At 55.9% G+C, this 13,602-nt stretch carries 12 protein-coding genes; all 12 read left to right on the top strand.

Features of this window, described 5'->3' with window-relative positions; genetic code table 11:
- The 12 genes from tssM (at position 1) to NR195_RS04980 (ending at position 13,596) form a co-directional block, all read left to right on the top strand.
- Complete coding sequence (gene tssM, locus NR195_RS05035; protein WP_256844200.1) at positions 1-3,630, top strand: type VI secretion system membrane subunit TssM; 3,630 nt, start codon at positions 1-3, stop codon at positions 3,628-3,630.
- Between the two features lie 14 nt (positions 3,631-3,644).
- Positions 3,645-4,361, top strand: coding sequence for a type VI secretion system-associated protein TagF (gene tagF, locus NR195_RS05030; protein WP_010246121.1), 717 nt, complete (start codon positions 3,645-3,647; stop codon positions 4,359-4,361).
- A 16-nt stretch (positions 4,362-4,377) separates the two neighbouring features.
- Positions 4,378-5,391 (top strand): type VI secretion system protein TssA, encoded by a 1,014-nt coding sequence (gene tssA / locus NR195_RS05025; RefSeq protein WP_031292999.1) that lies wholly within the window; start codon positions 4,378-4,380, stop codon positions 5,389-5,391.
- An 81-nt stretch (positions 5,392-5,472) separates the two neighbouring features.
- On the top strand, positions 5,473-6,006 hold the full coding sequence (gene tssB / locus NR195_RS05020; protein ID WP_010246114.1) for a type VI secretion system contractile sheath small subunit: 534 nt from the start codon (positions 5,473-5,475) through the stop codon (positions 6,004-6,006).
- Positions 6,003-7,502, top strand: a complete 1,500-nt coding sequence (gene tssC, locus NR195_RS05015) for a type VI secretion system contractile sheath large subunit (protein WP_010246111.1) — start codon at positions 6,003-6,005, stop codon at positions 7,500-7,502. The genes tssB and tssC overlap by 4 nt, the downstream gene beginning before the upstream one ends.
- A gap of 82 nt (positions 7,503-7,584) precedes the next feature.
- Positions 7,585-7,854, top strand: a complete 270-nt coding sequence (locus NR195_RS05010) for a hypothetical protein (protein ID WP_233267943.1) — start codon at positions 7,585-7,587, stop codon at positions 7,852-7,854.
- A 248-nt stretch (positions 7,855-8,102) separates the two neighbouring features.
- Positions 8,103-8,585, top strand: a complete 483-nt coding sequence (locus NR195_RS05005) for a type VI secretion system tube protein Hcp (RefSeq protein WP_033779371.1) — start codon at positions 8,103-8,105, stop codon at positions 8,583-8,585.
- Positions 8,586-8,709: 124 nt separating this feature from the next.
- Positions 8,710-9,585, top strand: coding sequence for a peptidoglycan-binding protein (locus NR195_RS05000; protein WP_158131778.1), 876 nt, complete (start codon positions 8,710-8,712; stop codon positions 9,583-9,585).
- Between the two features lie 12 nt (positions 9,586-9,597).
- Complete coding sequence (locus NR195_RS04995; RefSeq protein ID WP_158131777.1) at positions 9,598-9,999, top strand: lysozyme inhibitor LprI family protein; 402 nt, start codon at positions 9,598-9,600, stop codon at positions 9,997-9,999.
- 164 nt (positions 10,000-10,163) lie between these two features.
- Positions 10,164-10,544 carry a lysozyme inhibitor LprI family protein gene (locus NR195_RS04990; RefSeq protein ID WP_228379707.1) on the top strand — a complete coding sequence of 127 codons (381 nt, stop codon included), beginning with the start codon at positions 10,164-10,166 and terminating at the stop codon, positions 10,542-10,544.
- Positions 10,545-10,936: 392 nt separating this feature from the next.
- The gene (gene tagH, locus NR195_RS04985; protein WP_187505388.1) at positions 10,937-12,808 is read left to right on the top strand and encodes a type VI secretion system-associated FHA domain protein TagH; all 1,872 of its coding nucleotides are present in this window, start codon (positions 10,937-10,939) and stop codon (positions 12,806-12,808) included.
- On the top strand, positions 12,805-13,596 hold the full coding sequence (locus NR195_RS04980) for a PP2C family serine/threonine-protein phosphatase (protein ID WP_010246078.1): 792 nt from the start codon (positions 12,805-12,807) through the stop codon (positions 13,594-13,596). Before tagH ends, NR195_RS04980 begins: the two co-directional genes overlap by 4 nt.
- The last annotated feature ends 6 nt before the right edge of the window (positions 13,597-13,602 follow it).

The following is a 13,602-nucleotide window of genomic DNA, read 5'->3' as shown; positions in this document are numbered from 1 at the left end:
ATGCTGAATATCCTGTTTGCGGTGCTGACCAGCCGCCTCGCGTGGGGCTTTGTCGGCATTACCGCGCTCTCTTTTATCATCTGGGTGATTGGCCCGGTGTTCTCAATCGTCGATTCGCGCCCGCTTGAGCCGGAGCAGAACCGCATTATCAGTATCGCGCTGCTCTATCTGGTGTGGGGCTTAGGCCAGGCGATTCCGCGGCTCTATAACATCTGGCTCAATCGCAAGCTGATGTCGAGCCTTGAAACGGGCAAAAGCGATGCGCCGGAAGCCGATCGTCAGCGCCTGACCAGTGAAGAGCAGGTGCTGGCAGGGCGTTTCTCCGAAGCCACTGACATGCTGAAAAAGGCGCACTTCCAGCGCCACAGCAGCAAGGGCACGCCGCTCTGGGCACAGCGCTTTGGCCGTCAGTATCTCTATCAGCTGCCGTGGTACATGATCATCGGCGCGCCCGGTGCCGGTAAAACTACCGCGCTGGTCAACTCGGGGCTGCAGTTTCCGCTGGCAGATAAATTCGGCAAGTCGGCGCTGCGCGGCATTGGCGGCACCCGCAACTGCGACTGGTGGTTCACCAATGACGCGGTGCTGCTCGATACCGCCGGGCGCTACAGTACCCAGGAGAGTCAGCAGGAGCGTGATGCCAGCGAATGGCATCATTTTCTCGACCTGCTGCGTAAATATCGCGGACGTCAGCCGATCAACGGCGTCATCGTCACGCTGAGCGTTTCCGACCTGCTGTCGCAGTCGCCCGAGGCGCTGCGTAATCAGGCGCTGGCACTGCGTCAGCGGTTAATGGAGCTGCACGATCGTCTCGGCATCCGTTTCCCGGTCTATGTGCTGGTCACTAAAGCGGACTTGCTCAAAGGGTTCCGCAGCTACTTTGCCTCGCTGGATAAAGCGCAGCGTGAACAAATCTGGGGATTCACCTTTCCCTGGGCGAAGGCGTCCGCCGCCGATTTCGAACTTAATAACCAGTTCCAGCAGGAGTATTCCCTGCTGCAACAGCGTCTGGATGCCGGACTGGCCGATCGGCTGCTGACGGAAAGCGACGCGCAGGCGCGGGCAGAGAGCTATCTCTTCCCGCAGGAGTTTGCGGCGCTGCGGCCGTTGCTGGCAGACGCGCTGGATACGCTGTTTGCCCGCTCCGATTTTGAAACCCAGTTCGCGCCGCGCGGTATCTACTTTGCCAGCGGCACCCAGGAGGGACTGCCGTTTGACCGGGTGATGGGCGAGCTGAACCGCGCACTGAATCTGCCGGGGCAGCAGGCTGGCGAGTCAGGAAGCTGGGATAAGGTCGATAAAGAGTCGCCCATCCCGCAGAACAAAGGGCAGAGCTTCTTCCTGAAAGGGGTGCTGGAAAATGTGATTTTCCAGGAGTCCGGTCTGGCGGGCAGCAACCGCTGGTGGGAGCTGCGCAACCGCGCCGGACTCTGGTCGGGTTATCTGGCGCTGCTGCTGATATTGCTGGTGGCCGGGGCGCTGTGGCTCACCAGCTACAGTAAAAACAAAGCTTATCTGCAGGAGATGGCCGCTAAAGCGCCGCAGGTTGAACAACTGGGTGATCAGCTTCAGCAGCAGGTCAATGGCGATCTCTTTGCGCTGGTGCCTTATCTCAACACCCTGTTGCACCTGCCGGAGAGCGCCGACTTCTCGCTGGAAGCACCGCCGCTGACGCGCCGCATGGGGCTTTATCGCGGCACCGAGGTCAGCGATGCCACCCGCGCACTCTACGACAAGGCACTGAAACAGCTGCTGTTGCCGCAGGTGGCGCAGAACATCACCCGCTGGCTGCGTAATGACAACGGCAGTGATGCTGACTACAGCTATGAAGCGCTAAAGGCGTATCAGATGCTCTATCAGCCAAAGCACTATGATGGCAAATTCCTGCAGGCGTGGCTGATGCTCAACCTGTCACGCGAACTGCCGCAGAACGTCACTCAGCAGCAGGTGAAACAGCTGGCGTGGCACCTGCAACAGTTGCTGGAGACGCAGATTCACTCGTCGCCGTATGCGAAGGATGAAGCGCTGGTAAAGCGCGAGCAGGCGCTGATTAATCAGATGCCGCTGTCACAGCGCGTCTATGGACGGCTGAAGCGCCTGCTGCAACGTGATGACAGCCTGCAGCCGGTGACGCTGGCGGCGCTGGGTGGCCCCCAGAGCGAGCTGGTTTTTTCCCGCAAAAGCGGTAAATCGGTCAATGACGGTGTGGCGGGTCTCTATACGCCGGATGGCTACTGGCAGCACGTGGATAAGCAGATTGCCCCGGTGACCCAGGCATTGTATCAGGACGATCTCTGGGTGCTGGGCGGCGCCGCGCCGCAGCAGAAAAGTGAGCAGACGGATCTTGCGGTGCGCCAGCTCTACGTGCAGGACTATATCCGGCAGTGGGAGCAGTTTCTCAGCGATATTCAGCTCAACAGCAGCGCCGATCTCTCGCAACGCATCAACACCGCCCGTTTGCTGTCGGGCAACCATTCGCCGCTGCGCCAGCTGGTGATTAACCTCGGTGGTCTGCTGACGCTGAACCGGGCGCAACCGGATGAGAAAACCGCGCAGGCAGCAAAGCCGTCGGATAACAGCGCCACCCGCACCCTTGAAGCGCTGTTTACCTCGCCCGAGGCCAGTGCCGCGCGCGGACAGGCCGCCACCCAGGCATCACCGGAGCAGGCCGTCGCGCTTCACTTTGCGCCGGTTCTGGAGCTGGCCCAGCCGCTGCAGCAGGGCAGTAAGGTGCTGGCGGTGGATGACTTCCTGCATCAGATTGACGATCTCTATCGCTACCTCACCGCCGTACAGGATGCGGCGAACAGCGGGATGCCGCCCCCGGCCAGCGATGCCATCAGTCGTCTGCAGGCCAGTGCCGGCCGTCTGCCGGGTTCATTGCAGAACATGGTTTCCAGCATGGCGGTGGGTGCCAGCAGCGACGCACAGCGCCGCGATATGGATAACGTCCGCAAGCGCATCACCATGGAAGTGGGCAGTTTCTGCCGCCAGGCGATCGCCGGTCGTTATCCGCTGGTTCGCTCTGCGCGCAGTGAGGTCACACCAGACGATCTGGCGCGGATGTTTGCACCCGGCAGCGGCATGATGGACAGCTTCTTCCGCGACAACCTGGCCAGCAAAGTCGACACCACCAACGCGGCGTGGCGCTTTACGCCGGGCATTGACGGTAAAACCCTGCCGGGAGGCGAAGCCCTGCTGCGGCCCTTCCAGCAGGCGCAGTCAATCCGCGATGCCTTCTTTGCCAATGGTGCGACCACGCCCGGCTTCCGCGTCACGCTGCGCACGGTAAAAATGGATAACGACATCCTTAACCTGACGCTGGATGTGGATGGGCAGATTTTACGCTACAGCCACGGACCGCAGGCGGTGCAGATGGTCAGCTGGCCCGGCCCCGGCGGCACCAGCCAGGTGCGGATGCAGCTGGGTCTGACCAACGGCACTACCTCCACGCTGGTCACCAGCGGTCCCTGGGCGCTCAATCGCTTCTTTGACCGCGCCCGGCTGACAGCGGCAGGCGGCCTGACCCGCGAAGCGAGTTTCAGCGTGGACGGTCATCAGGTCACGCTGTCGTTCACCCCTGGCAGCATTCGTAACCCGTTCCAGCTTCCCGGCTTTAGCTGCCCCTGAAACAGGACCCGACAATGACTCATTACGCTGCACCCTGCTGGTACGGCAAAGTGCCCAGCGCGGGTGACTTTGTGAAGCGCCGCTTCCCGGACGTGCTCTATCGCCAATGGTCCAGCTGGTTTCAGGTGGGCCTGCATCACTGGCAGAGCAGTCAGGAGAGTGATAACGCCCCGTCGCGCCCGTTCCTTAACGCGCCGGTCTGGAATTTTGTGGTGCCGCCGATGCTGGGCAGTCAGCTGATTCAGATGGGCTGCCTGATTGCCGCGCGTGACAGCGTGGGCCGTAACTACCCACTCTGCGCATTGCGCCACTTCACGCCCGCCGAGTGGTCGCCAGCCCTGCTGGCGCGCTCCGGCGAGTGGTATCAGCAGGTCGGCAATACGCTGTTGCGGGTGGTGCAGGGCGGCGGGTCACCGGAGCAGTTGGATCAGGCGCTGATCAGCATTCCGCAGCCGCAGCCGCCGCAGGAGTCGGACGAGACGTCAGACATTCTCAACGTCATCGGGCATGGCGATACCCCTTCGACACTGAACTGGACACTGCCGGGCGAGAACTTCGACCCGCAGTTCTACACCAGTTTCTGGTGGACCAATCAAAGCGACGGTTTCCCGCTTTATACCCAGGTTCACAGCGGTAATTTTACCGCCCAGCTCTTTTCATTGCTGTTTGATCCGGCCGGTGGGGCAAAGCCGGGACGAAACGGACTTTATCCCCCGATGTTTGAATCCTGAGGCGACACGCATGACGATGAATACAGAGGCTCTGCTGGCTCCGGTCAGCGAGGACAATCCCGGCGGCGATAACCTGGAGTACCACGCTGATTTTCAGGCGATGGAGCAGGCCAGCGCCGGTAAAGCGGAGCAGCAGTTCGGTAATACCATCATTCCGGCAGAACCGGCCGACTGGAACAGAGTCGAGAAGCTGGCGATAGCGCTGCTGGCGCGCAGCAAAGATTTGCGGGTAATGCTGGCGCTGACCCACGCCTGGACCGAACTGAAAGGGCTGCCGGGCTATGCCCAGGGCCTGAAGCTGATTGAACAGGCGTTGTTGCTCTACTGGGAGCCGCTGTGGCCCCGGCTGGAGGAGTTCGGCGAGCAGGATCCCTTCTACCGCATTAATGCGCTGGCGTTGCTGGGTGACAAAACTGATCTGAGCGGCGCGGTACGTCAGTGCTGGCTGCTGCGCTATCCCTCTGACGGCATCACGCTGCGCGATGCGGCCGCCCTGTGCGACGGCAGTAAAACCGAAGTCGCGGACTATCCTGGCGGCCTGCCGCGTCTGATCGACGAACTGGCGCGCGGCGACCAGCCTGGTATTGAGGCGGTGCTGCAAATTCATGAGCGGCTGCAGACCATCTGCGAAACCGTGACCGAACGGCTGGGGGAAGCCGCGGTGCCGGAACTCACACAGCTGCGCAGACAGATTGCGCTGATCGCTGAACGTTGCCAGGCCACCGATCTGAATGCGCTGATCCCCACAGCCGCCGTGGAACAGCCCGCAGAAACCGCGGCATCGCCTGCACCGGCCAGCCCGCGCGCTGCCGCTGACTGGCGCACGGTGCAGATCAGTTCCCGCGCCGACGCGCAGCTGATGCTGGAGAAAGTGAAGCTCTACTTCACCCAGCATGAGCCGAGTCATCCGGCCCCGCTGATGATCGACCGTGTACAGCGCTTAATCGAGCGCGACTTTCTGGAGATCATCCGCGAACTGGCACCCGACGGCGTACATCAGCTGGAAACCATTTTCGGACGTCGCGATTAAGCAGGCGTGACGCACACACACTCAGCGGGACCTGCGCGCCTGCTGTGACACTTTATCCGCGCATCATGTATGGAGAAAACCATGGCAACAAGCAAATCCAGTGGGCAGAAGTTCATTGCCCGCAATCGCGCGCCTCGCGTTCAGATTGAATATGACGTGGAAATTTATGGCGCGGAACGCAAAATCCAGCTCCCGTTTGTAATGGGCGTGCTGGCGGATCTGGTGGGTAAACCGCTGGAGCCACAGCCAGGCATTGATGACCGTAAATTCATGGAAATCGACATCGACAACTTCGATGAGCGCATGAAAGCACTGAAGCCGCGCGCCGCGTTCCAGGTAGACAATACCCTGAATGGCGAAGGCAAGCTGAACATCGATCTGACCTTTGACAGCATGGATGACTTTTCGCCGGACGCGGTGGCCCGCAACGTGGAGCCGCTGAGCAAGCTGCTGGAAGCGCGTACCCAGCTGGCGAACCTGCTGACCTATATGGATGGCAAAAACGGCGCGGAAGAGCTGATTGGTAAGGTGCTGCAGGATCCTACGCTGCTGCAGGCCCTGACCCATCTGCCAAAGCAGGATGAGGCCACTGAAGGTAAGGAGCCGCAGGCATGACGCAGACTTCACAACAACCGCAGTCGCAGGGCGCAGCCAGTTTCAGTCAGGATGAGTTCAGCGCGCTGCTGAATAAAGAGTTCCGGCCAAAAAGCGATCAGGCACGTGCTGCGGTCGAAAGCGCGGTGAAAACCCTGGCGCAGCAGGCGCTGGAGAACACCGTTACCGTCTCCAGCGATGCCTATCGCACCATTCAGGCGCTGATCGCGGAGATCGACGAAAAGCTGTCGCAGCAGGTGAACCAGATTATTCACCATCCGGAGTTTCAGTCGCTGGAAAGCGCCTGGCGCGGCCTGAGCTATCTGGTGAACAACACTGAAACTGACGAGATGCTCAAAATCCGCTTTATGAGCATCTCCAAGCAGGAGCTGGGTCGCACTCTGAAGCGTTACAAGGGTGCCGGCTGGGATCAGAGTCCACTGTTCAAGAAGATTTATGAGCAGGAGTATGGTCAGTTCGGGGGCGAGCCGTTTGGCTGCCTGGTGGGCGACTACTACTTCGACCACAGCCCGCAGGATGTTGAGCTGCTGGGTGAGATGGCGCGTATAGGCTCAGCCGCGCACTGTCCGTTTATCACCGGCACCGCGCCCGAAGTGATGCAGATGGAGTCCTGGCAGGAGCTGGCGAATCCACGCGATCTCACCAAAATCTTCCAGAACACCGAATATGCTGCCTGGCGCAGCTTGCGTGAGTCGGAAGATGCACGCTATCTGGGTCTGGTGATGCCGCGCTTCCTGGCGCGTCTGCCTTACGGCATCCGTACCAACCCGGTCGACAGCTTTGACTTTGAAGAGCAGACCGATGGTTCCGATCATGGCAACTATACGTGGAGCAATGCGGCTTACGCGATGGCCGCCAACATCAACCGCTCCTTCAAAGAGTATGGCTGGTGCACCGCAATCCGCGGCGTGGAGTCGGGTGGGGCAGTGGAAAATCTGCCGTGCCACACCTTCCCGAGCGATGACGGCGGCGTGGATATGAAGTGCCCGACCGAAATCGCCATCAGCGATCGTCGTGAAGCCGAACTGGCGAAAAATGGTTTTATGCCGCTGGTACATCGCAAAAACTCTGACTTCGCTGCCTTTATTGGTGCGCAGTCACTGCAGAAGCCGATGGAGTATCACGACGCTGATGCTACCGCCAATGCCCGTCTGGCCGCACGTCTTCCTTACCTGTTCGCCTGCTGCCGTTTCGCGCACTACCTGAAGTGCATCGTGCGCGACAAGATCGGCTCCTTCCGTGAGCGTGATGAAATGGAACGCTGGCTGAACGACTGGGTGATGAACTATGTCGATGGCGATCCGGCTAACTCCTCGCAGGAGACCAAGTCACGCAAGCCGCTGGCGGCTGCCGAGGTGAATGTGGAAGAGCAGGAGGATAATCCTGGCTACTACTCCGCGAAATTCTTCCTGCGTCCGCACTACCAGCTGGAAGGGCTGACGGTTTCTCTGCGTCTGGTCTCTAAGCTGCCGTCGCTTAAAAATGATAATGCATAAGGGCTGAAAGGGAGGCGTGATGCCTGGGATGACCTGGCATCACGTATCCGCTGAGTCACAGAGTTAACAGGAGCAAAGGGTTTTGCGCCTGATGACTGGCAGAAAGGTTGCTGAGATAAATGTCAGGGAGGATGACAGGGTGCTTAAAAAATCAGCTTTGCACTTGCTGCATTATCTGCTGGTTTTTATTTCTTCTCTTATTTTAATCACCTGTGCAGGTTATTACCTTTTCTTCTGTGACTGGAATGTCACGATGATGGGGAAAATAATTAACGGCTTTGTGATTACTATTTCAGTTACTGCATCGTTCGGTTTTTACTGGGCGGCTGAAAAAATAAGAGAAATTTATTGAGTGTTTCTCTTCTTCTCTGTCTCCTTAACCCCTGATCAAAATCCCGATTTTCGTCATGAGAGTTTTATAGATAAATTGCCCGGCCCGGTGCCCGGCAACGCAATATCTGAAATATGGTTTATGACGATATTTCAGAAGCAAGGCAAAGGTAAAATATGGACTGTTTTATTCAGCCCCATGCTTTTCTTTTTGCCATATCCTTGCTTTTTTTGAAAGCAATAATCTCAACCAATAAAGAGTGAAAGATAATGGCTATTGATATGTATCTGAAGGTAGACGGCATTACCGGTGAGTCTAAAGATTCAAACCACACGGGATGGATCGATATTGACTCCTTTTCCTGGGGTGCCAGCCAGCCAGGCAACATGAGTGTGGGTGGCGGTGGCGGTGCGGGTAAAGTTAATTTTAACGACCTGCACATCAACGCCAAAATCGATAAGGCTGTCACCGCGCTGCTCAAGAACTGTGCCAGCGGTAAGCACGTCGCTAAAGTTGAAGTGTCCGTTTGCAAAGCGGGCGGCACACAAATTGAATATACCCGAATCACCCTGGAAGATGTGCTGGTCACTAACGTTCAGTTTGTGGGTTCTGAGCACGACGACACCCTGGGCGTAACCTATGCCTTCCAGGCTTCTAAAGTGAAACAGCAGTACTGGGAGCAGAGCTCTTCCGGTGGTAAAGGCGCAGAAACCAGCGCTGGCTGGGATATCAAAGGCAACAAAGAAGCGTAAGAAGCGATACGCCTCCGGACAGGGGGCGTATCTCTCCTGGCCAGAGAAGTCAGCGTCGTCATGCGCATTCTCCAGCCGGTTTACAAGGACTCTCTGAATCAACAATATTGTGCGGAGATAGTAGATGAGTATTACTGGCTCGGTTGGTGTAGGTGGCCGTAATCAATACGGTGACGTGAAGACAGTACAGCAGTTGTTACAGCGCAATGGATATCCTCAGCTTCGTGCCGATGGCCGAATGGGACCAAAAACCATTGAAGCGATCAAACAGTTTCAATCCCGTTTTATGTCTCGCCCGGATGGCGTTGTCGATATCCATGGGAAGACGTGGAATACGCTTTCTAAACTGTCAGATAGTAATAAAATAAACCCTGCGTCTAATCCACCAGAAAATATAAATAACAATTCTGGTCGCCTTACTGTGAGTGCCGGACAGGTCACGTTCGATGCCGAAGGTAATGACAATCCTCACAGTCCTTATTTTAGCAGGCACATACACTGGCCTGGGGGTAAGTCAGGCGTAACCATTGGTCGAGGTTATGATATGGGGGGAAGAAGTTCAGATGAAGTCTACCTTGATCTTATCCGAGTCGGGGTTGAAGAGCAGCAGGCGAGAACGCTATCTTTAGGTGCCAATAAAAAAGAAACTGCAGCGCAAGTATGGGTAAGAAAAAATAAAATAGAGTGTGGTGTAATTACGCGTGAATCGCAGGCCAGGCTTTTTGAAACTATCTATCCTATATATGTAAGCCGGGCAAGGTCAGTTTATTTATCAAAAACTGCAGAGAATGCTGAAAGAACAAACTGGGATCAGTTAAAGCCGCCGATAAAAGATATCGTTGTAGATTTGGTTTATCAGGGCGCTGGTTTTAAGCTTAACATGCAAGCCGCTATGTATAATGATATTGACAAGCTTGCTGATTTTATTGATAGTTCAAGCATTCTTCAAAAGTATGAGAAAGGCCGTAATCGTGCTCGTTATCTTCGAAGCCGGAAATGAAATGGGAGACTTATGAAAAATTTGTTATTTATCTCGATGTTCGCAACAGGTTTTTTTGCGTTACAGCCTGCGTATGCAACAACGGACTGCGCACAAGGTAATAACGATCAGGAAGTTTATACCTGTGCCCAGAAAAACAGAAACGAAACTGAGCTTGACTTAAATAAAGAATATAAACTCGCTAAAACCAGAGTTGAAACGCTTTTTAAAGGTGACGATAAAGAGTTAAGTCAGTATATGGATACGTTGACTGAAGCTCAACGAGCCTGGCTGAAATATCGAGATAATGACTGTAAGCTGGCTTCTTATGCTGCAGATAAGGGAAGTGATTTAAGTAACGCTAATATTAATATGTGTACTTCTGAACTTAACGAGCAAAGAATTAAAAAGCTGAAGTTAATACCCTATCACTGATAGTAAAAGTACTGTTAACAGTGTTGAGGATTTCACTCTGTGAAGCAGAAAGAAAGCGTTATATGATTTCTTAAAGTTATTTATCAGCCCAGATAAATTCGGGGCTGATAAAAATTTTATTTGCATTAAAAGTTGCTGAGAAAAATATGAAGAGACTACATAAATTGGCTTTAATCACTGTGTCTCTTTGCATCAGCGCTTCAGCGCTCGCTGAAGATACCTGTGCAAAACAGCCTTCAGACGGTGCGCTATTTCAGTGTACTGTTCAGCAAAAGAAGCTGGCGGAAGATGACCTCAACAAAGAATACCAGACGGCTAAAAAACGCATTGTACAGATGTACGGCACGCAGAAAAAACTGGCTGATGACTATGTCGCCACGCTGGTGGATACCCAGCGTAACTGGCTGAAATATCGTGACGGTCAGTGCAAGCTGGAAGCCTTTGCCGCTGAAGAAGGCAGCAATGCGAATGCGGTTGCCACCAACCTCTGTGTTATCCGCATCGACAAAGAACGCACTGCTATTCTGAAGCAACTGCCTTACTGATTATGTCGTCGTGCTCAGGGTTTACAGGCTGGGCACGATATTCTCTATGAATATCACTCTCTGCATTACGCTTTAATCCCGTTTTTACAATGCCGGTAAATAATTCTGCATAAATGATATTTCAGCAGAGTGGTTTCTGGTGATTGTAATGCAATCATCTTTGCAGCTATTTTAATGTTTACCCTGTATGTTAATTAAAGATAAGCCGTTAACGCAGCTTCATCTTCTTAAATAAATATAACTCTACCTCTGTTTAAAGAATTGAATTAATCCAGTGGCAGAGTATTTAAAAAACAACTCCCAAAATTAAATCCCCCCGCTCTCTATACCGCGCGCCTTTCCCCGAGAGGTGCGCGGTATAGATGCCGAACCGCTAACCGCAGGAATCCGTTATGCGCTTTACGATAATAACGACTAAACCCGGCCAACAGCCGCCGCAAACTCATTGTGATTTCTTTCCGCCTGGCGGCACCATTGGTCGTGGTGTGGATAATAATCTGGTGCTGCCGGATGACGATCGCACACTCTCCCGCCTGCAGGCGATTGTGCACATCACGGCAAATGGCGAATGTCGCCTGACCAACCGTGGCAATGTGACGCGCGTGTTACTCAACGATATTCCGCTGGAACGCGGACGTCAGGTTGAGCTGCAGGATGGAGACATACTGGGCATCGATGATTACCAATTGCTGGTCAGCGATCTCAACAGTGCACAGCAACCGCAGAGTGAAAGAGCTGTTCCGCGTCCTGAGCCGGTGCAGCCCGTAGCACCCGCTCGCGAACCGGCAGCGGAAAAAGCCAGCACCACCGCCGCCATTCCCAGCGAAATCTGGGACAGCCTGGCGAAAGAGTTTTCGATTTCGGACGATCTCTCTAAACGCAAAGCTGAGCCAGAGATGCCTGAGGCCCATCCGCTGACTGCGCCCGCTCGTCCTGATCGAAATCCGGAAGATCCGCTGGCTCAGCTGATTAACGACGCGCCGCTGGATTATGGGCAGCAGCCAAAAAACAGCAGCCTGTTTGATGAAGGCGATGCGCTGTTCGGACAGCAGAGTATTTTTGACGACCGGACGCCAAGCACGCTGTCTGCTCAGCAAAACACGGCGCCACCGCAGGCTGAAACGCCTGCCGCTGAACTTGATCCGCTGAGCCTGTTTGACGGTGACAGCAGCGTGGATGCGCGCAACCATGATGATCCGCTGGGTCTGATGATGGGCAACGCGGTGCCGCTGGCCCAGCCGGAGCTGACGACGCCGAAACCGGCCACGTTGCATGTGCCACCTCAACCGGTGGCAAAAACTGAGCCGATGGCCGCACGTTCATCGGAGCAGGATCCCGCCAGCCTGACCGACATGGATCACTCACCGCTGTTCAGCTTCGACGAATCACAGCATGAGACTCACAGCCAGCCTCACCCTGAGGCACAGCAGCAGACACCGCTGATTGACGAGGAACTGCCCGGCCAGTCTGACGCGGTAAATCCACAGATCGATTACGGCGGAATTACGCTGCCCACGCCGCAGGCGGTACAGCGTACGCCATCCCCGACGCCGAAAGGGCGGTTGCGCATCGATCCCGTAGCTTCCGGTCGCCATCATGCCGCCGCTGCGCACCCGACGACACCCAGCGAAAGCAGCGGTGATGCCCTCAAGGGCGAACTACTGGATGCGTTGCTGGAGGGAATGGGTCTGCGCGACCTGCAGCCGACGCCGCAATTTGACCGTGAGCAGATGCTGCAATTCGGGCAGATGCTGAGCATGTTTTCGCAGGGCACGGTGGCGCTGCTCTCATCGCGTTCGATCCTCAAGCGCGGTGTGAAGGCTGACATGACGGTGATCCTCGACGACGCCAACAACCCGTTCAAGCTACTGCCTTCGGGCAAAACCGTCTTAATGCAGATGTTTGGCAGCCGGATGCCGGGCTTTATGCCGCCGCGTCAGGCAGTGCGTGATGCGCTGATCGATCTGCAGGCGCACCAGCTGGGCATGATCGCCGGTATCCGCGCCATCATCGCCTCAATGCTGCAATCCTTTAACCCGGAGCAGCTGGAGGAGGAAGCGCGTCAGGCGGGATCGGTGTCACGTATCGGCCTGCCGGGCAGCCGTAAAGCGGCGCTCTGGGAGCATTTTGTTGAGCGCTACGGCGAGACGGCGGGCGAGATCGAAGACGATTTCCACACCCTGTTCGGCGAAGCGTTCCTGCACGCCTATGACCTGGAAGTTAATCAGTACAAAGACTCACAAACCCACACGGATGACGCATGAATATCACTATTGCCTCGACGTCGAATCAGGGCGATCGCGCCAGTAACCAGGATCAGATCGGTGATGTCATCGGTAAGCGCTCGGCCTGCTTTGTGGTCTGCGACGGTGTAGCCGGGTTTCCCGGCGGGGATATCGCGGCATCGATTGCCCGTAGCAGCCTGCTGCAGTCGTTTGATGGCGATGCGCATCTCAATGCGCAGTCGATTCGTAACTACGTCAATCAGGCGAATCACGCCATCCGCCAGCAGCAGAAAGCCAGCAGCGAACACAGCCGGATGGGCACTACGCTGGTCAGCCTGTTCATTGACCGCGACTACCATCTGGCCTGCTGGGCCCATGCAGGCGACAGCCGCCTCTATCTGTTCCGTCGCGGCTATCTCTATCTCGTGACCACCGACCACAGCCTGGTGCAGCAGATGAAAGATGCCGGACATCGCACCGAAGGCATCAACAGCAATCTGCTCTATTTTGCGCTGGGGATGGGCGATGAGCAGCGCGACGCCAGCTACAGCGAGGTGGTCGGGATTGAAGATGGCGACGCCTTTTTACTCTGCACCGATGGTTTCTGGCACGGCGTGACGCTGGAACAGATGCAGCAGTCGCTGCACATGGTGAATACGCCGGAAGAGTGGCTGACGCTGATGCAGCAAATCATCAGGAACGATCAGCCCGATCAGGGGCAGCAGGATAATTTCAGTGCGCTGGCCGTCTGGATTGGATCACCTCAGGACACCACCTTGCTGCACTCGCTCTCTGAAGCGGCGCAGTTCTTCCCTCTGCGAGATTGAGAACGC

It is taken from the genome of Pantoea sp. Ft-CA_14, assembly GCF_024520875.1.
Taxonomy (GTDB): domain Bacteria; phylum Pseudomonadota; class Gammaproteobacteria; order Enterobacterales; family Enterobacteriaceae; genus Pantoea; species Pantoea agglomerans.
This window is presented reverse-complemented; position numbering and strand designations above follow the sequence as displayed.

Bases quoted from the DNA above. Each gene is read 5' to 3' on its own strand.
- tagF (WP_010246121.1), top strand. From the start codon at position 3,645: ATGACTCATTACGCTGCACCCTGCTGGTACGGCAAAGTGCCCAGCGCG.
- tssC (WP_010246111.1), top strand. From the start codon at position 6,003: ATGACGCAGACTTCACAACAACCGCAGTCGCAGGGCGCAGCCAGTTTC.
- NR195_RS04995 (WP_158131777.1), top strand. From the start codon at position 9,598: ATGAAAAATTTGTTATTTATCTCGATGTTCGCAACAGGTTTTTTTGCG.
- NR195_RS05000 (WP_158131778.1), top strand. From the start codon at position 8,710: ATGAGTATTACTGGCTCGGTTGGTGTAGGTGGCCGTAATCAATACGGT.
- NR195_RS04980 (WP_010246078.1), top strand. From the start codon at position 12,805: ATGAATATCACTATTGCCTCGACGTCGAATCAGGGCGATCGCGCCAGT.
- NR195_RS05005 (WP_033779371.1), top strand. From the start codon at position 8,103: ATGGCTATTGATATGTATCTGAAGGTAGACGGCATTACCGGTGAGTCT.
- tagH (WP_187505388.1), top strand. From the start codon at position 10,937: ATGCGCTTTACGATAATAACGACTAAACCCGGCCAACAGCCGCCGCAA.
- tssM (WP_256844200.1), top strand. From the start codon at position 1: ATGCTGAATATCCTGTTTGCGGTGCTGACCAGCCGCCTCGCGTGGGGC.
- tssB (WP_010246114.1), top strand. From the start codon at position 5,473: ATGGCAACAAGCAAATCCAGTGGGCAGAAGTTCATTGCCCGCAATCGC.
- tssA (WP_031292999.1), top strand. From the start codon at position 4,378: ATGAATACAGAGGCTCTGCTGGCTCCGGTCAGCGAGGACAATCCCGGC.